Source organism: Rhizobium sp. CF122 (assembly GCF_000282035.1).
GTDB lineage: Bacteria > Pseudomonadota > Alphaproteobacteria > Rhizobiales > Rhizobiaceae > Rhizobium.
In genome coordinates this window covers 105,462-121,660 of the sequence record NZ_AKKA01000070.1, presented here as the reverse complement: position 1 = coordinate 121,660, position 16,199 = coordinate 105,462, and the positions used below count along the sequence as shown (strand labels likewise).

Below are 16,199 nucleotides of genomic sequence, written 5' to 3'. Positions count from 1 at the left end.
CATGGCGAAGCGTCGTGTGCAATTCAATGATTTTTGGAGGGACAAAAGCACGCGGGGCCGCCATCTCGGCCGCCGCGTGCGGTTATGCGCCGGTAAACACCGTCCGCCGGGACGCCGTGGCGTGAAGCCATTGCCTCGTTCGCGCCTCCGGATCAGCGCTCAGCGTAATGTCAGTAACGACAGCAGCGCTATCTGCTCCATGGGCGAAGACGGTCTCGATGCGATCGGCGTTCAACCCGCCGATGGCAACGAGTGGCAGGTCGCCCACTCGCGCCTTCCATATGCGGAGGCGTTCCGGTCCTTGCGGCGACCATTTCATCTGCTTGAGAATGGTCGGATAGATCGGGCCGAGCGCGATATAATCCGGCTTTGCCGCCATCGCTGTATCGAGTTCAGCATCGTCGTGGGTTGACAGCCCGAGCTTCAAGCCGGCGGCACGAATGGTGCCGAGATCGGCCGCTTCCAGATCCTCCTGACCGAGGTGGACGAAATCGCATCCTTCCTCGACGGCAAGCTGCCAGTAGTCGTTGATGATCAGCTGACAGCCATGCACAGAGCAAATTGTCTTTGCTCTTCGGATTTCGGCGCGCAGCTCGGCCGCTGTTTTATTTTTGATCCGCAACTGCACAAGCTTGACGCCGAGCGGCACCAGCCGCGCAATCCACTCGGCACTATCGACGATGAGATAAAAGGGATCGAGCTTCATGCGAATACGGCCTTTCCGATGATCGGTGTCGACGGAACCGCGACATCGCGCGGCTCCAGCATGCCGGCACCGAAGGCCTCGTGGCCCGATTCGATCGCCTTGGCGAATGCACTGGCCATGGCAACCGGGTGGCCGGCGCCGGCAACGGCGGTGTTCAAGAGGACGGCGTCGAAGCCGAGCTCCATGACGGTTGCCGCGTGCGATGGCCGACCGATGCCGGCGTCAATGATGAGCGGAACGTCCGGGAAATGTGCGCGCATGGAGCGCAGCGCCGTGAGGTTCAGCGGCCCCGCGGCACTGCCGATTGGGGCGCACCAGGGCATCAATACGCGGCAACCCGCTTCGAGCAGCTTCTCCGCCACCACGAGGTCGTCGGTCGTGTAAGGAAAGACCTGAAAGCCGTCGGCTGAAAGAATGCGTGCGGCCTCCACCAGGCCGAAAACATCGGGCTGAAGCGTATCGTGATTGCCGATCACTTCCAGCTTGATCCAATTGGTGCCGAACAGTTCGCGTGCCATCTTAGCCGTCAGCACGGCCTCGGAGACCCCATGGCAGCCGGCTGTGTTCGGCAGAACCCGAACGCCGAGCGCCCTGATCATCTCGAAGAAGGTACCGCCATTTCGCCCACCGGCTGTCTCGCGGCGCAGGGAGATAGTGACGATCTCCGTTTTCGATCGCTTCACGGCCTCCGCGAGGATCGCCGGTGAGGGATATCGTGCGGTACCGAGAAGCAGGCGAGAGGAGACTTCGGTGTCGTAAAGCTTAAGCATGGTCAGCCCCCCTGCATCGGCGACAGGATTTCGATCCGATCGTTGTCGTTGAGTGCGTGGTCGGCACGATCCTCGCGGTGGACGATTTCGCCGTTGACGGCAGTCGCCAGCCAGTCGCCTTCGTATTCCATCAGCGTCAGCAGTTCGGACAGCGTTGGTGCAATGAGGTCGTGATGCTCGCCGTTGACGATCAGTTTCATCGGCTTTTTCCTCCTGGTTCAGTTCTGGAGAAGACAAGGTCCGCAGCGTCCTGCGCCATTGCGGGCGCCAGCAGGAAGCCATGGCGATAGAGGCCGTTGAGCACGACCGCATCATGCTCGAGGACAACGCGGGGAAAATTGTCGGCAAATGCCGGGCGGATGCCGACGCCGGTTTCGACGACGGCAGCGTCCGCGAAGGCGGGATGCACTGCATAGGCGGCGTTCAGCAGCTCCATCATCGAACGCGCCGAGATCGGACCGCCGAACTCCGTCTCGATCATGGTGGCGCCCACCATGAAGAGGCCATCTCCACGCGGAACGACATAAACGGGGAAGCGGGGATGCAGCAGGCGAACGGGTCTGGCGAGGGTAACTTCGCGGGTTTCCAGATAGAGCATTTCGCCGCGAACGCCGCGAAGTCCGCTCGTTTGCCCGATTCGTGCTGCGCCCGTGCAGTCCACGATGTCGTCGTAGTCGGTATGTTCGGTGACTTGCTCGATGAATGCGACACGCCGGGCGAGGAGCTTTTCTCGCAGCAGACCCAACACGCGCCTTGGATCGAGATGTCCTTCCAACGCGAAGAACAGGGCCCGCCTGAAGCGCCCAGCAAAAGCCGGCTCCAACGCGGCGATTTGCTCTTCGCCCAACCATTCATGGCCGCTGGTGCGACCGGCAAAGCGATCGAGTTCGCTTTGGTCGCGCGCGGGAGCAACGACCAGCGTTCCGTTTCGGTGTACCTCGCCCGACAGCATCGTGTCCCACCGGTCGATGGCATCGCGGCCGCGCAGCAAGACGGCTTCGTCCCCGCTTTCACGCTCACACCAGGGCGCGAGCATGCCGCCCGCGAGCCAGGAGGCTGCTTGGCTAGAGCTTGGATCCGCAACGGTGACGTCGACACCACGAAGACTGAGTTCGTGCGCGACCGCGAGGCCGGCAACGCCGGCCCCTTTGACTAGGACATGCATCTCAGTCACGCGACCCTTGGGTGGCGTCGATCGGCATATAGAGATCGCCGCCCTCGCGGTATTTCGCCGCCATGGCGTCGAGCCCTTCCTTCTGCGCCTCGGCGCGGATGTCGTGCGAGATCCGCATCGAGCAGAACTTCGGGCCGCACATGGAGCAGAAGTGCGCCACCTTGTGCGCTTCCTTCGGCAGTGTCTCGTCGTGGAAGCTGCGGGCTGTCTCGGGATCCAGCGACAGGTTGAACTGATCCTCCCAGCGGAATTCGAAGCGGGCGCGCGACAGTGCGTCGTCGCGCAATTGAGCTGCCGGGTGTCCCTTGGCGAGATCGGCGGCATGAGCGGCGATCTTGTAGGTGATGACACCGGTTTTGACGTCGTTGCGGTCGGGGAGACCCAGGTGCTCTTTCGGGGTGACGTAGCAGAGCATCGCCGTCCCGAACCAGCCGATCATAGCAGCACCGATGCCGGAGGTGATGTGATCGTAGCCCGGTGCGATGTCGGTGGTCAGCGGCCCCAGCGTATAAAACGGTGCTTCGCCGCAAACGGCGAGCTGCTTATCCATGTTTTCCTTGATCTTGTGCATCGGCACGTGGCCGGGGCCTTCGATCATCACCTGGCAGTCCTTAGCCCAGGCGATCTTCGTCAGTTCGCCGAGGGTTTCCAGTTCGGCGAATTGCGCGGCGTCGTTGGCATCGGCAATTGAACCCGGACGCAGGCCGTCGCCGAGCGAGAACGAGACGTCATAGGCGCGGCAGATGTCGCAGATTTCCTCGAAGTGCTCATAGAGGAAGCTCTCGCGGTGGTGATGAAGACACCACTTGGCCATGATCGAGCCGCCACGCGAGACGATGCCGGTGACGCGGTTGACGGTCAGCGGGATGTAGTGAAGCCGCACCCCGGCATGGATCGTGAAGTAGTCGACGCCCTGCTCCGCCTGTTCGATGAGGGTGTCTCGATAGACTTCCCAGGTCAGGTTCTCGGCAATGCCCTCGACCTTCTCCAGTGCCTGATAGAGGGGAACGGTGCCGATCGGCAGTGGAGAGTTGCGAATGATCCATTCGCGAATGTTGTGGATGTTGCGGCCGGTGGAAAGATCCATGACGGTATCGGCGCCCCAGCGTGCCGCCCAGACCATCTTCTCGACCTCTTCGGCCATGGAAGAGGTGACGGCGGAGTTGCCGATATTGGCGTTGATCTTCACCAGAAAGTTCCGGCCGATGATCATCGGTTCGGATTCGGGGTGATTGATGTTGGCGGGAATGATCGCACGACCGGCAGCCACTTCCTGCCGGACGAATTCCGGGGTGACGTAATCCGGAATCCGAGCGCCGAAGCTCTCGCCATCGCGCGTGATGGCTTCCGCCTGTGCCTTGCGGCCGAGATTTTCGCGGATCGCGATGAACTCCATCTCGGGCGTGATGATGCCGGCGCGGGCATAGGCGAGCTGGGTGACGGCCTTGCCGTCCTTTGCGCGGAGCGGCTGGCGCTTGGCAGGAAATTCCGGCGTCAGCCGTTCGCCACTGGCAAAGCCGTTATCCTCAGGGCGCACCTGGCGGCCCTGATAGGCTTCGACATCGCCGCGAGCGAGGACCCAATTGCGACGCGGTTCCGGAAGCCCTTGCTCGATGCTGATGTCAGCACCTTCGACCGTATAGATGCCTGAGGAATCATAGACCGTGACCGGCGGTTCCCCTGATGTCGGGTGGACGCTGATTTCGCGCATCGGCACGCGGATGTCGGCGTGAATTTCCCCCGGAATGTAGATTTTCCGAGAGGCCGGCAATGGGCCTGTCGTAACGGTCGGGGTGATGTTCTTTGCGGCAATATTCATGGTTGAGGCTCCAAGTTTTAGGTTTGGAGACCCAGTCCTCAGCCGGAATGATGAAAAGACGCCGACACGGATTCCACGCGAGAATCCAATGCCTTCGAGCGCTTGCACCGTCCCTACGCCAGTATGAACTGGATCAGGTTCAACGGGTCACTGCGCACGATAGCAGTATCTCAGCCCCCTGCCGGGACCCCCCTGGTGAATGTGAAAAGGTTAGAGCCAGAGCAGCCGAGCTGTCAAGCCGACTGCCGCAGCCTACATCGAAAGGTCCAGCGCACGGCCTTCGAAGAGGCGGCTCTGCGATCCCTCGAGATGCGCCTTCATCAGCGCCCGCGCATCTTCCGCGCGGCCTTCGACGATAGCGAGGTAAATCTTGTTGTGCTCCTCATAGACTTGCTCAAGGCCTTGACGCGGACCAAGGAGCGATAGGCCGTGAAGGTGCATGCCGACCGCGATATGCGCCTTCAGGGCATCGATCGAGGCCGTGTAGTAGTGGTTGTTGGCAGCTTCCGTGACCGCACGATGGAACGTGAAGTCGGCGTCGGTGCGATGAAGCTGGTGGCTGGTCGCCTCACGCAGATCGGCTAGCGCTGCGGCAATCTTCTGAATCGCCGCCTCGTCACGGCGCTTGGCGGCAAAGTAGGCGGCCGCGGGCTCGATCGTCAGGCGAAACTCATAGCAGCGCTGGATGTCGGCGATCGTCTTGACCGGCGAATAGGAAAGCTGCGCCGTTGGTGAGCCGTGGGCGCTGACAAAGGTACCGGCTCCTTGCCTGGCATAGACGATCCCCTGATCGCGCAACCGTGCCAACGCGTCGCGCACGATGGGGCGCGAGACACCAAGCATCGATGCAAGCTCGTGCTCACCAGGCAGGCGTGAATCCGGCGGATAGTTTCCCGAGCGAATACGCTCCTGCAATTGGTCGAAGACCCGATCGACCAGCTTGACGGCCTTGCCGCGCTCCGGCTTAGCCGCAGGCGCCGCTTGCGCATTCGCCGATACACCGTTTGCTTCGTCCACTTTCATTCTCCCCGCCGGCATTGTCTTATGCCGCCTGATTCTGTGCAATCAGTCTTACCAAACTATCAGAACTACCGAAGCCCCCGGACTTAACCGCGCATCGGAAACGCAGGCCATCTGACGTTACGACGTCAAACCAGGGAATACCCGCCTCGATTTCGCCCTGTGGCCTCAGGACTCGAATTCCGAGTGCGTGAAACACTGCCAACGCCGTATCGCCGCCGCCGACCACCAGCATTTCCGGGCGCATCATCTCTATGACCGATTTTACGCCTTTCGCGAAGCGGTCGGCAACTGCTGCAGCCTCGCCGGTGATTTCGCCCGTGCACCGCAAAAGTATTGGTAGGCCAAATCGTTCTTCGTACGTCAACGCTCCCATGGGCGCATCGATGGTTGACGTCAAAGCGCCGGAAACTTGCAACTTGGTCATCTGCTCTGTCGTGATCGGATCGCGGGAGCCGAAAGCGAAGACAGTCCGGCTCGATGCGGCAAAAGGTTTGCTTGCCCTGTTCGGTTGGCCGATCTTGCGGGCAAGTGCAGCTCCGATACCGCGGGCGCCGACGGCAAGGGTCGTCTTCCAGTCGTAAGCGCCAACCACCCGGTCGAGATCGCTGTGCGTTTCAGCATCGCGGACGATCACTTGGCCGTTATTTGCCTCGAAAAGTTCGACAATCGGCAGCGGCTTGTCGACACCACGACCGACGACGTGACCGTTGCGGGTCAAACGCTCTTGATCGGGAATGGCTGGTGCCACCACGATTGCCTCGTGACCGAAGACGGCAGTCAAAGCTTCGCTTTCTGCCGCAACATTCCCCTTAAGCCGGGAGTCGATCTTTTTCAGAACGATTTGAGGTGAGGCGGCAAGAAGGGCCTTCGCCGCAGCGCTGACCTTCCTTGCCGCTTCCTCCTCCGGGAGAGCTCTTGAAGCCGTGTTGACCACCACGACCTCGCAATCGGTCGCAAGCGTTTCCGATATGGCTCCGACGTCGATCGCGACAGCGACGGAAAGTCCGGCGTCGAAGAAGGGGGTTCCCGTGTCGAGCGCGCCGGTCAAATCGTCAGCGATGATCGCGACCTTTAGCATCATGCGGTCTGTCCTGCGTTGACAGCGTGGCAGGCGACAAGATGGCCAGGCTTGGCTTCCTTCCATTCCGGCACAACCTTGCTGCACACGTCCATGGCGATTGGGCACCGCGAATGGAAGCGACAGCCGCTCGGCGGATTGAGTGGGCTCGGCACGTCGCCTTGCAGGATCTGGCGCTTGCGCGTGCGTTCCAGTTCCGGATCGGTTTCGGGAACGGCGGAGAGCAGAGCCTTGGTATAGGGGTGCAGCGGGTTTTCGAACAGCTCCTCGCGCGTCGCGAGCTCCGCCAGGCGGCCGAGATACATGACGCCGACACGGGTACTGATATGGCGCACGACGGCCAGATCATGGGCGATGAACAGGTAGGTCAGGCCATACTTCTCTTGCAGATCGAGCAGCAGGTTGATGATCTGCGCTTGGATCGAGACGTCGAGCGCCGAGATTGCCTCGTCGCAGACGATGAACTTCGGCCGGCAGGCGAGCGCGCGGGCAATGACGACACGCTGGCGCTGGCCGCCGGAAAGCTCGTGCGGATAGCGCTGGGCGAAACGCGTGGGCAGGCCGACGTCGGTCAGGAGTGAGGCGACCCTGTCCTTCAGCTCCGCCTTGGTGCAGAGCTTGTGGAAGAGGATCGGTTCACCGATCGCCTCACCGATCGTCATACGCGGGTTGAGCGTGGAATAGGGATCCTGAAAGACAATCTGCAGGTCGCGGCGGAACGGCCGCATCTGTTTCTCATCCAGCGTCGCCAGATCCTGCCCCTTGTAGACGACCTTGCCGCTGGTCGCCTTGTAAAGGTTGAGGATGGTAAAGCCGGTCGTCGACTTGCCGCAGCCGGATTCGCCGACGAGGCTCAGCGTCTCGCCTTCCATGATGTCGAGATTGACGTTGTCGAGCGCATAGACGGTCGCAGCACGCTCGCCGAAGGCGCCGAGCTTGACGTGGAAATGCTTGACGAGGTTTTCGACCTTGAGCAGCGGTTGGGCACCCATCACGCGGCCTCCTGCATTTTCTGGACGACGAAGCAGGCGGCCCGGTGATTGCCGGCGCCCGCTAGCGGCTCGAGCTTCGGTACGCGCTCGTGGCAAATTGCTTCCGCCAGCGGACAGCGCGGCGCAAACGGACAGCCCTTCGGGCGACGACCCGGCTCCGGCGGCGTGCCGCCGATCGAGGAGAGCCGGCTTGCCGGCGCATCCGACAGCTTCGGAATCGAGGCTAGCAGACCACGCGTGTAGGGGTGGCTCGGTCGGGCGTAGAGTTCATCGACCGGCGCGTCTTCCACCACTGTTCCGGCATAAAGCACGGCAACGCGATCGACGAGGCCGGCAATCAAAGCCAGATCGTGGGTGATCCAGACGACCGACATGCCGAGTTTGGCGCGCAGGTCCTTCACCAGATCGACGATCTGCGCCTGGATGGTGACGTCGAGCGCGGTCGTCGGTTCGTCGGCAATCAGCAGTTTCGGATTGCAGGCAAGGCCGATGGCGATCATCACGCGCTGGCGCATGCCGCCGGAGAGTTCGTGCGGATAGGCCTGCAGCCGCTCTTCGGGGCCGGGAATGCCGACGAGGCGCAGCAGTTCGACGGCGCGGACGCGAGCCTCTGCCTTCTTCATCCCGCGGTGATAGATCAACGGCTCGCAGATCTGGTCGCCGATGCGCATGACCGGGTTGAGCGAGGTCATCGGATCCTGGAAGACGAAGCCGATATCGCCGCCGCGCACCTTGCGCAGTTCCTTGTTTGACATCTTCTGCAAGTCATTGCCGTCGAAGCTCGCAGAACCCTTGGTCACCTTGATCTTGTTCGGCAGCAGCCGCATCAGGCTCAGCATGGTCAGGCTCTTGCCGCAGCCGGATTCGCCGACGACGCCGAGGGTTTCGCCTCTGTTGACGTGAAGGTCGATGCCATCGACCACGACCGCCGGGCCATTTCTTCCATCGATCTCGACCGTCAGGCCGCGGACATCCAGCAGTTTTTCATTGGATCGGGTGGTGCTCATCACTTAGCTCCCCGCGGATTGAGTGCGTCGTTGAGGCCATCGCCGAGGAAGCTGAAGGCGACAGAGGCAAGGCCGAGAACGGCTGCCGGTGCGGCCAGAAGATGCGGATAATGCTGCCAGACACGCAAGCCGTCGGAGATCATGTTGCCCCAGCTTGGGGTCGGTGGATTGACGCCTACGCCGAGGAAGCTGAAGGCGCTTTCCAGGACCATAGCGGTGCCGAGACCGGCGCTGACGGAAACGATCAATGGACCGAGCGCATTCGGAACGACATAGCGCTTCATGATGATCCAGTTCGAAAGGCCGAGCGCCTGGGCTGCGGTGATATAAGGCCGGCTGCGGATCGACAGTACCTGGGCGCGAACGAGGCGCGCATAGGGCGGCCAGGAGATCAGCGCCATCGAGCCGAAGACCAGCATGAAATCGACCCAGATGGTCTGGCGATAGAAGGGATTGAGCGTCACCAGATACTGCGCCTCCATCCACTTTGTGATCGGCGATTTCAATGATGCATTGATGACGACGACGAGGAGCAGGTTCGGCACGGACATGGTCATGTCGGTGAGCCACATGATGACGCGGTCGAACGGATTGCCGAAGAAGCCAGCGATGGCGCCGAGGATCGTGCCGATGAGAACCGCGATGACGGTGACGATGACCGCGACCAGGAAGGCCGTACGGGTGCCGAAGACGACGCGGCTGAACACATCACGGCCGAGATCGTCGGTGCCGAAGAGATGCTGCAGCGACGGAACGGCATTTCGGGACTGGAGATCCTGGCTCAGATAGTCGTAGGGCGTGAGGTAGGGGCCGAAGATCGCGGTAAAGGCGAGGATCGCGACGACGGCCAGGCCGAAGACGGCGAGCTTATTGCGCTTCAGGCGATACCAGGCGTCACGCCAGAGGCTGACAGGTGCTTCTTCCTGGGTTGCGGCGGGAGAGAGAGGGACGGCGGACATGGTCAGCGGCTCCTTCTTGCATCGTTGGCACGCGGATCAAGCAGCGGATAGAGAACGTCGACGAGAAGGTTCGATATCATCACCAGGAAAGATCCGATGAGCGTGATCGCCAGAATGACGGGGTAGTCCGAATTGGTCAGCGCCTGCACGGTCAGGCGACCGAGGCCGGGCAGACCGAAGACGAGCTCTACGAAGATTGCGCCGTTGACGATCGTGATCATGATCAGGCCGAGTTGTGTCACGACGGGCGTCAGCACCGGACGCAGGATATGGCGCAGCGCCACGACCATTTCGGGCACGCCCTTAGCGCGGGCGGTGCGGACGAAATCCTCAGAAAGCACCTCGATGACGGCGGCGCGCGTCTGGCGCACGATCAGCGCGATCGGCTGGAAGGAAAGCACGACGAGCGGCAGCAGGATGCGCACGTCGAAGATGCCGCCCCATCCATAGGGCACGCTGGCGCCCGGCAGGAGAACGATGAGACCGACCATGAGCAGCGGACCGGCAACGTAGGCCGGGATCGCCCACAAGAACAGAGCCGAGCCGAGGATTGCATAGTCGAGCCGGCTGTTCTGGTTCATCGCAGCGATCATGCCAAGCGGAATGGCAATGATCGTCGTCAGGATGATGGAACAGAGTGCCAGCTTGAAGGAGACAGGGGCCGCAGCCGAAACCATGGCCCAGACTGAGCGGCCCGAGGTTAATGAATTGCCGAACTGGCCATGCAACAGGTTCCAGACGTAAAGGCCGAACTGCTCGATGAAGGGCCTGTTCAGACCAGCACTTTCGCGGATGGCTTCGATGCGCTGCGGATTATAGGCGACATCGCCGGGCGCGCGCAGAAAGATCAACTTAATCGGATCGCCGGCGCCGTAGAAGGCCAGCGCGTAGACGGCCAGCATCACGATCAGAACGGACGGAATCCAGATGGCAAACCGGGTCAGCACGTAGCGTAACAAGGTTACCTCCCACCGGTTGGCAGACACGTTCCGCATCAACGCGGACATGCGATGTCTTCTTGAAACTTGCGCGAAGGCCTTGCGGTCTTCGCGCGGTTGCTAGTATGCCCGAGGGCCATCTATTTCAGAATTCGTGCCGGCTCAGCCGATCGAAATATCCCAGGGCGCCACGACCTGCCAGTCGAGGTTCTTGTCCATGCCCTTGACCTCCTTGGTGGCCCAGCGCGACATCGCCTGAGAGTACCACGGAATGAAGGCCCAATCCTCGCGGAATGCCTTCTGGGCATCCTGTGCGAGCTTGATGCGCTGCGGATCGTCAACGGCCTTCGTCGCAGCTTCGGCGAGCGCCGCATCAACCTTGTCGTTCTTGTATCCGCCAAGCTTGTTTTGTGCGTTCGACGAGGTCGAGGCGATGCAGCCGGCAAGGTAGGAAACGGCATCGGGAACGCGGGTGCCGACGTCATCACGGAAGATCTGGACCGCATTCTGGTCCGGACCGGCATAGGAGTCCTGCTGCGGCTTCATGTCGACGGCCGTTATGCCGAGGTTCTGGCGCCACTGCTCGGCAATGAACTGAGCTGCTGCCTGGATTGCCGGTGCGGAAATGCCGACGAAGAGAATCTTCGGCAGGCGCTCGGGACCACCGTAGGTCGATTCCGCAAGCAGCTTCTTGGCGGCTGCGGGATCGTAAGGATAGGGCTCGAAGCCGGAATTGTCGGCGCCGGGCACGGAATTCAGGATCTGATCGGCCTTCTTGTGTGGGCCATCCGGATAGGAAGCCTTGAAGAGACCGTCGCGATCGATCGCCATGATCAGAGCCTGACGAACCTTCGGATCATCCATCGGCGCGCGACTGATGTTGAACCAGAAGTGCTGGCTGGTTGGGATCAGCGGACCGGCGGAAAACTCAGGGCCGAGGTCCTGGATGATCGTCGAGGTTACCAATTCGGTGTGGGCATTGAATTCGCCCGACTTGATCAGCGACGTCGCGGTGACGTTGTCTTCGATCGAGGTGATTTCAATGCGCGAGAGCTTCGGCTTTGGGCCAAAGAATTTCTCGTTCGGCTCGAACACCAGCTTGCCGGCGTCGATGTCGATGCTGATGAGCTTGAACGGGCCGGAATAAACGGCGCTATTGTCGGGCTTATACCAGTCGGCCACTTCCTCGCCGTCGCTGCCGCGCGACTGAGCGGCCTTGGCGATCGGAACAATGTGGTTGGCCAGGCGCATGTAAAAGATCGGGTCGGCTTCCGTCAGCGTGACGATAACCGTGCCTTCATCAGGGGTGGCGACGCCCGTCAATTCGTTGCCGGAACCGGCGCCGATTTCCTTATAGCCCTGAACCTTGCTCAGCACCTGGTCTGCACGCTGACTCTTGGTATTGGGCATGGAGGCGACTTCCCAGGATCCCTTGACGTCGGCCGAGGTGATCTTGCTGCCGTCGGAGAAGACAGCCTTGGGGTCGATCTTGAAGGTCCAGACCTTGTTATCGGGGGATTCCCAGCTGGTGAAGACGTAAGGTTTGATCTTGCCTTCGCTGTCGAAATACATCGGCGAGGCCCACCAGATCGAGTTCCAGCGGAACGGAACGCCGCCGCCGCGCAGTGGCGACCAATCCTGGTTGAAGGCCGGATTAGCAACCTTTAGAACCTGGCCATCATCGGCAAGTACGATGCGTGCATTCATGCCGAAGACTGTGAGGCCGACGCCGGCGGCGAGGCCAAGCTTCAGCGCTTCGCGACGCGACATCTGCGCTTTCTGCGCAATATTCCCTTCATTCCGATCAGTCATCGTGTCCTCCCATGACAAAATCAGTGACGGCACCACTTTCACTCTGTTTCCCGAAAGTGCGTCACGACATGGCGCAGACACTTGCGCGATAATGTAAATATGTCAACTAAAATTAATCATGATCGCCCGCTTTCAAAATATCTAAATATTTTTGTGAATATTTTCAGCATATTAAAAATTCACCGGCGAAGCTTTCGGTATTGTCATATTGACAACAAAGCTTCGAGGGATGAAGAAAGTGCCATCTTGCGGGTCGGGTTTCCCGCCGCCGCCCTATTTCGCGGCGTTCATCCGAGGAGGACGATATGAGCAATCACAAGATTACAGGCGTGTTCAGCGCGGCCGCGACGCCGCTCACTGCGGATGGCAGCCCGGACCTTGGTCTCTTCACCGAGCACTGCCAGCGATTGCTGCAGGAAGGGTGCCACGGCGTCGCCCTGCTTGGCACGACGGGTGAGGCAAATTCCTTCTCATCCAGCGAGCGCCGGGGAATTCTGGAGGCGGCGCTCAAGGCGGGTGTGCCGGCCGACATGTTACTCCCAGGGACAGGTGTCGTCGCCATTCCGGAAACCGTCGAACTGACCAAGCACGCCCTTTCACTCGGTGTGACGAAGGTCGTGATGCTGCCACCCTTCTACTATAAGGGCGTATCCGACGATGGACTGTTTGCTGCCTACTCGCAGGTTCTGGAAAAGATCGCCGACGCCAGGCTGCAGGTCATTCTCTATCATATCCCGCAGGTCTCGGGTGTTCCGCTTTCTATTCCGTTGATCGGTAGGTTGATAGAAGCCTTCCCCGACACGGTGGTCGGAATTAAGGAATCTGCCGGCGATTTCAACAACATGCAGGCAATCATCGCGGCCTATCCGGGCTTCTCCGTCCTGGCCGGCGCCGATCCGCTGCTGTTACCGCTATTGAAGGCTGGAGGTGCGGGCTGCATCACGGCAACCTCCAATCTCGTCGCGGATTCGCTGCGCACCGTCTATGACAAGGTGCATGACGAGGCGCAAGCAGGCGAGGTCGAAGTAGCCCAAGCCCGCATCAATGCCTACAGAACACTCTCCAACTCCTATGTGCAGATCCCGACGATCAAGGCCATGGTGAGCCTCAAGACCGGCAATGCTGCGTGGCGGCGCACGCGCGCGCCACTTATGCCGATCAGCGACGCCGATTATGCCGCGCTTTCCGAAGCCTACGCCAAGCTGCCGTAAGGAGCGCGATCATGAGCTTTACAGGTTTGCCACCCGAGGCCGTGCCGGCACTGATGACCGGAGAGATCGTTGCGAATTCGAGCGAGAAGGGACGCGCCGATGCATATCTTCCCTCTCCCTGCATTCAGAACCACGCCGCCAATCTCGCCTTTTTACCTGATGGGACGCTGACCTGCGTCTGGTTCGGCGGCACGATGGAGGGCATGGGCGACATCTCGATTTACATGTCGCGCCTCGCACCGGGAGCAACGCACTGGTCGCAACCGGAAAAGATGTCGGACGATTCGGCGAAATCCGAGCAAAACCCGTTGATTTTCAATGCACCAGACGGAAACGTCTGGCTGCTTTATACCTCGCAGACATCGGGCAACCAGGATGGCTCTGTTGTCAAATGTCGGATCTCTGAGGACGGCGGCAAAACCTTCGGAGTGGTGCGTGTTCTCTGCGACATCCCGGGCACCTTCGTCCGCCAACCGATCATCGTCAACAAAACCGGCTCCTGGCTTCTGCCGGTCTTTCGCTGCATCGGATTGCCAGGCGAACGCTGGACGGGCGACGTGGATACGGCAGGCGTGCTGATCTCGCGCGACCAGGGCAAGAGCTGGGCCATGGCCGAGGTCCCGGATAGCATTGGGGCGGTCCATATGAACATCGTGCCGATAGACGATGACAACCTTGTGGCCTTCTATCGCAATCGCTTCGCCGAATCGGTTTTGTATAGCCGCTCGAGTGACGGTGGTGAGCATTGGAGCGCGCCTCGGCCGATCGGTCTGCCGAACAACAACTCGTCGATTCAGGCGACAAAGCTAGAAAACGGCATGATCGCAATGGTTTACAACCATTCCAATGCCTTGACGTCGGATGCCCGGCGTCAATCGCTGTACGACGAGATCGAAGGCGATGAGGAGACCAAGGTCGCGCCAGCACCGACGGTCGAGCGCCGCAAGGCTGTCTGGGGCGTGCCTCGTGCACCACTCAGCCTCGCTTTCTCCCGCGACGGCGGCGCCAGCTTCCCCCGCCGCATCGACCTCGACACCGGAGATGGATATTGCCTCAGCAATAACTCGAAGGACTCCGTCAACCGCGAGTTTTCCTACCCTTCGATCGTCGAGGGGGCCGATGGCGCCGTGCACGTCGCCTATACCTATTACCGCCGAGCCATAAAATATGTCCGGCTTTCGGCTGACGCGATTGCGTGACGCCTTCACAGGTTGTCAGTTGTGAGCATTCATCGATCCGACGCGGCTTCGCAGAAGAGCCAGCCGCGTCGGATCGCGCTTCTGTTTTGACAACTTCATATCACTTGCCTAGCGATTCAGTGCCAGTCCGGACTCAACACCGCTAGATGGGGGTGTTTGCCATTTTATCATTTGTATCAGTGTAATAACCGGAATTTCGATTTTGCTTTGCGCACGCAACGACAAGGCGAATCGCAATTTCTTCCGGCTCCTGTGATCTCCTCGCTTGCCAAATGCGATGGCATTGTATAACAAATTTACATCTTTGTGACGCGGGGCGTCGCGGCATTTGCAGGGAGGAGTGATCCAGTGGTCAGCTTGGATTCGCCGATAACAATCGTCCGGCCGCATTTGATCGAGTTCGGCGTCGGCACGGCGGAGCGGCTCGGCAAGTGGGCAAGCGAGAAAGGCTATATCAGGGTTCTCGTCATTTCCGACGCCTTCAATGCGACGCGTGTCGATGCGCTGGCGCTCAAGGGTGAAGTCACGGTGTTTGCTGATGTGACACCCGAGCCGGATATCACCAATCTCGACAAAGTGCTGGCGGTGGCGAATGCGGCAGATGCTCAGCTCGTCGTCGGTTTCGGCGGCGGCAGCGCCATGGATCTTGCCAAGCTTGCCGCCGTGCTCGCCAGCTCGCCGCAGACGCTGCATGAGGTTGTCGGGCCGAACAAGGTCAGAGGGCCGCGACGCGTTGCGCTGGCGCAGGTGCCGACGACGTCGGGCACCGGCAGCGAGGCGGGCATCCGAGCCCTCGTCACCGATCCGAAGACGATGGCCAAGCTTGCTGTCGAGAGCATGCATATGTTGGCCGATATCGCTGTCGTCGACCCGACGTTGACTTTCAGCGTGCCCGCACGCACGACCGCGGCGACGGGTGTCGATGCCATGGCGCATTGTGTTGAAGCCTTCACCAATCGCAAGGCGCATCCGATGATCGACCTCTACGCGATCGAGGGTACACGGTTGGTCGGAAAATATTTGGCCCGCGCCGTCAAGGACGGATCCGACGCAGAGGCGCGTGCAGGCCTGTCGCTAGCCTCGCTCTATGGCGGCTTCTGTCTTGGCCCGGTCAATACGGCCGGCGGTCACGCGCTCGCCTACCCGCTCGGTACGCGCTGGCATGTGGCGCATGGTGCGGCAAACGCCCTGATCTTTCCGCATGTTCTAGCGTTCAACACCCCGGCGGTTTCCGAGAAAACGCGTGCCATTATGGAGGCGCTTGGCCAAAAGACCTCCGACAGTGTCGAGTCCGTCTTTGACGCCGCTTATTCCTTCTGCGCCGGACTCGGGATTGAAATGAAGCTCTCAGGCCTCGGCGTACCGGCAAGCGATCTGGACGCGATGGCCGACGATGCCTTTGCCATCCGTCGCCTGCTCGACAACAATCCGCGTGATCTTTCGCGCGCAGATATCCGCTCGATCTACGAAGCCGCCTTTTGAGGCAGGCTTCCATTCAAAGAGGACCGTGA

15 protein-coding genes and 1 riboswitch are annotated in these 16,199 nt (G+C 60.6%); of the genes, 3 read left to right on the top strand and 12 right to left on the bottom strand.

Annotation, left to right across the window (positions count from 1 at the left end; all coding sequences use genetic code 11):
• Nucleotides 1–82 precede the first annotated feature (82 nt).
• From PMI09_RS13510 to PMI09_RS13455, 12 genes are all read right to left on the bottom strand, one after another.
• The gene (locus PMI09_RS13510; RefSeq protein ID WP_007794558.1) at nt 83–706 is read right to left on the bottom strand and encodes a thiamine phosphate synthase; all 624 of its coding nucleotides are present in this window, start codon (nt 704–706) and stop codon (nt 83–85) included.
• Nucleotides 703–1,476: a thiazole synthase gene (locus tag PMI09_RS13505; protein ID WP_007794554.1), complete on the bottom strand. Its 774-nt coding sequence runs from the start codon at nt 1,474–1,476 to the stop codon at nt 703–705. The genes PMI09_RS13510 and PMI09_RS13505 overlap by 4 nt, the downstream gene beginning before the upstream one ends.
• A gap of 2 nt (nt 1,477–1,478) precedes the next feature.
• Complete coding sequence (gene thiS / locus PMI09_RS13500) at nt 1,479–1,676, bottom strand: sulfur carrier protein ThiS (RefSeq protein ID WP_007794550.1); 198 nt, start codon at nt 1,674–1,676, stop codon at nt 1,479–1,481.
• Nucleotides 1,673–2,641, bottom strand: coding sequence for a glycine oxidase ThiO (gene thiO, locus PMI09_RS13495; RefSeq protein WP_037083010.1), 969 nt, complete (start codon nt 2,639–2,641; stop codon nt 1,673–1,675). Before thiO ends, thiS begins: the two co-directional genes overlap by 4 nt.
• A 1-nt stretch (nt 2,642) precedes the next feature.
• Nucleotides 2,643–4,469 carry a phosphomethylpyrimidine synthase ThiC gene (gene thiC / locus PMI09_RS13490; RefSeq protein ID WP_007794544.1) on the bottom strand — a complete coding sequence of 609 codons (1,827 nt, stop codon included), beginning with the start codon at nt 4,467–4,469 and terminating at the stop codon, nt 2,643–2,645.
• Between the two features lie 92 nt (nt 4,470–4,561).
• Nucleotides 4,562–4,673, bottom strand: a riboswitch (TPP riboswitch).
• A gap of 48 nt (nt 4,674–4,721) precedes the next feature.
• Complete coding sequence (locus PMI09_RS13485) at nt 4,722–5,486, bottom strand: FadR/GntR family transcriptional regulator (protein ID WP_183719709.1); 765 nt, start codon at nt 5,484–5,486, stop codon at nt 4,722–4,724.
• Between the two features lie 25 nt (nt 5,487–5,511).
• Complete coding sequence (locus tag PMI09_RS13480) at nt 5,512–6,573, bottom strand: four-carbon acid sugar kinase family protein (protein WP_007794539.1); 1,062 nt, start codon at nt 6,571–6,573, stop codon at nt 5,512–5,514.
• A complete protein-coding gene (locus tag PMI09_RS13475) occupies nt 6,570–7,562 on the bottom strand; it encodes an ABC transporter ATP-binding protein (protein WP_007794536.1) in 993 nt (330 codons plus the stop codon). The genes PMI09_RS13480 and PMI09_RS13475 overlap by 4 nt, the downstream gene beginning before the upstream one ends.
• Nucleotides 7,562–8,569: an ABC transporter ATP-binding protein gene (locus PMI09_RS13470; protein WP_007794532.1), complete on the bottom strand. Its 1,008-nt coding sequence runs from the start codon at nt 8,567–8,569 to the stop codon at nt 7,562–7,564. Before PMI09_RS13470 ends, PMI09_RS13475 begins: the two co-directional genes overlap by 1 nt.
• Entirely contained in the window at nt 8,569–9,528 is a 960-nt protein-coding gene (locus tag PMI09_RS13465) for an ABC transporter permease (RefSeq protein ID WP_007794529.1), read from the bottom strand. The genes PMI09_RS13470 and PMI09_RS13465 overlap by 1 nt, the downstream gene beginning before the upstream one ends.
• A gap of 2 nt (nt 9,529–9,530) precedes the next feature.
• A complete protein-coding gene (locus PMI09_RS13460) occupies nt 9,531–10,487 on the bottom strand; it encodes an ABC transporter permease (protein WP_007794527.1) in 957 nt (318 codons plus the stop codon).
• A gap of 141 nt (nt 10,488–10,628) precedes the next feature.
• A complete protein-coding gene (locus PMI09_RS13455; RefSeq protein ID WP_007794524.1) occupies nt 10,629–12,278 on the bottom strand; it encodes an ABC transporter substrate-binding protein in 1,650 nt (549 codons plus the stop codon).
• Between the two features lie 305 nt (nt 12,279–12,583).
• On the opposite strand from PMI09_RS13455, the gene PMI09_RS13450 reads away from it, so the two are divergent.
• The 3 genes from PMI09_RS13450 (at nt 12,584) to PMI09_RS13440 (ending at nt 16,170) form a co-directional block, all read left to right on the top strand.
• Nucleotides 12,584–13,489, top strand: a complete 906-nt coding sequence (locus PMI09_RS13450; protein ID WP_007794520.1) for a dihydrodipicolinate synthase family protein — start codon at nt 12,584–12,586, stop codon at nt 13,487–13,489.
• An 11-nt stretch (nt 13,490–13,500) separates the two neighbouring features.
• Nucleotides 13,501–14,688 (top strand): sialidase family protein, encoded by a 1,188-nt coding sequence (locus PMI09_RS13445; protein ID WP_007794516.1) that lies wholly within the window; start codon nt 13,501–13,503, stop codon nt 14,686–14,688.
• Between the two features lie 348 nt (nt 14,689–15,036).
• Nucleotides 15,037–16,170: an iron-containing alcohol dehydrogenase gene (locus PMI09_RS13440; RefSeq protein ID WP_007794513.1), complete on the top strand. Its 1,134-nt coding sequence runs from the start codon at nt 15,037–15,039 to the stop codon at nt 16,168–16,170.
• The last annotated feature ends 29 nt before the right edge of the window (nt 16,171–16,199 follow it).

Coding starts and splice junctions, on each gene's coding strand:
- PMI09_RS13505 (WP_007794554.1), bottom strand. CDS start 1,476: ATGCTTAAGCTTTACGACACCGAAGTCTCCTCTCGCCTGCTTCTCGGT.
- PMI09_RS13455 (WP_007794524.1), bottom strand. CDS start 12,278: ATGACTGATCGGAATGAAGGGAATATTGCGCAGAAAGCGCAGATGTCG.
- PMI09_RS13510 (WP_007794558.1), bottom strand. CDS start 706: ATGAAGCTCGATCCCTTTTATCTCATCGTCGATAGTGCCGAGTGGATT.
- PMI09_RS13465 (WP_007794529.1), bottom strand. CDS start 9,528: ATGTCCGCCGTCCCTCTCTCTCCCGCCGCAACCCAGGAAGAAGCACCT.
- thiO (WP_037083010.1), bottom strand. CDS start 2,641: ATGCATGTCCTAGTCAAAGGGGCCGGCGTTGCCGGCCTCGCGGTCGCG.
- PMI09_RS13475 (WP_007794536.1), bottom strand. CDS start 7,562: ATGGGTGCCCAACCGCTGCTCAAGGTCGAAAACCTCGTCAAGCATTTC.
- thiS (WP_007794550.1), bottom strand. CDS start 1,676: ATGAAACTGATCGTCAACGGCGAGCATCACGACCTCATTGCACCAACG.
- PMI09_RS13480 (WP_007794539.1), bottom strand. CDS start 6,573: ATGATGCTAAAGGTCGCGATCATCGCTGACGATTTGACCGGCGCGCTC.
- PMI09_RS13470 (WP_007794532.1), bottom strand. CDS start 8,569: ATGAGCACCACCCGATCCAATGAAAAACTGCTGGATGTCCGCGGCCTG.
- thiC (WP_007794544.1), bottom strand. CDS start 4,469: ATGAATATTGCCGCAAAGAACATCACCCCGACCGTTACGACAGGCCCA.
- PMI09_RS13450 (WP_007794520.1), top strand. CDS start 12,584: ATGAGCAATCACAAGATTACAGGCGTGTTCAGCGCGGCCGCGACGCCG.
- PMI09_RS13445 (WP_007794516.1), top strand. CDS start 13,501: ATGAGCTTTACAGGTTTGCCACCCGAGGCCGTGCCGGCACTGATGACC.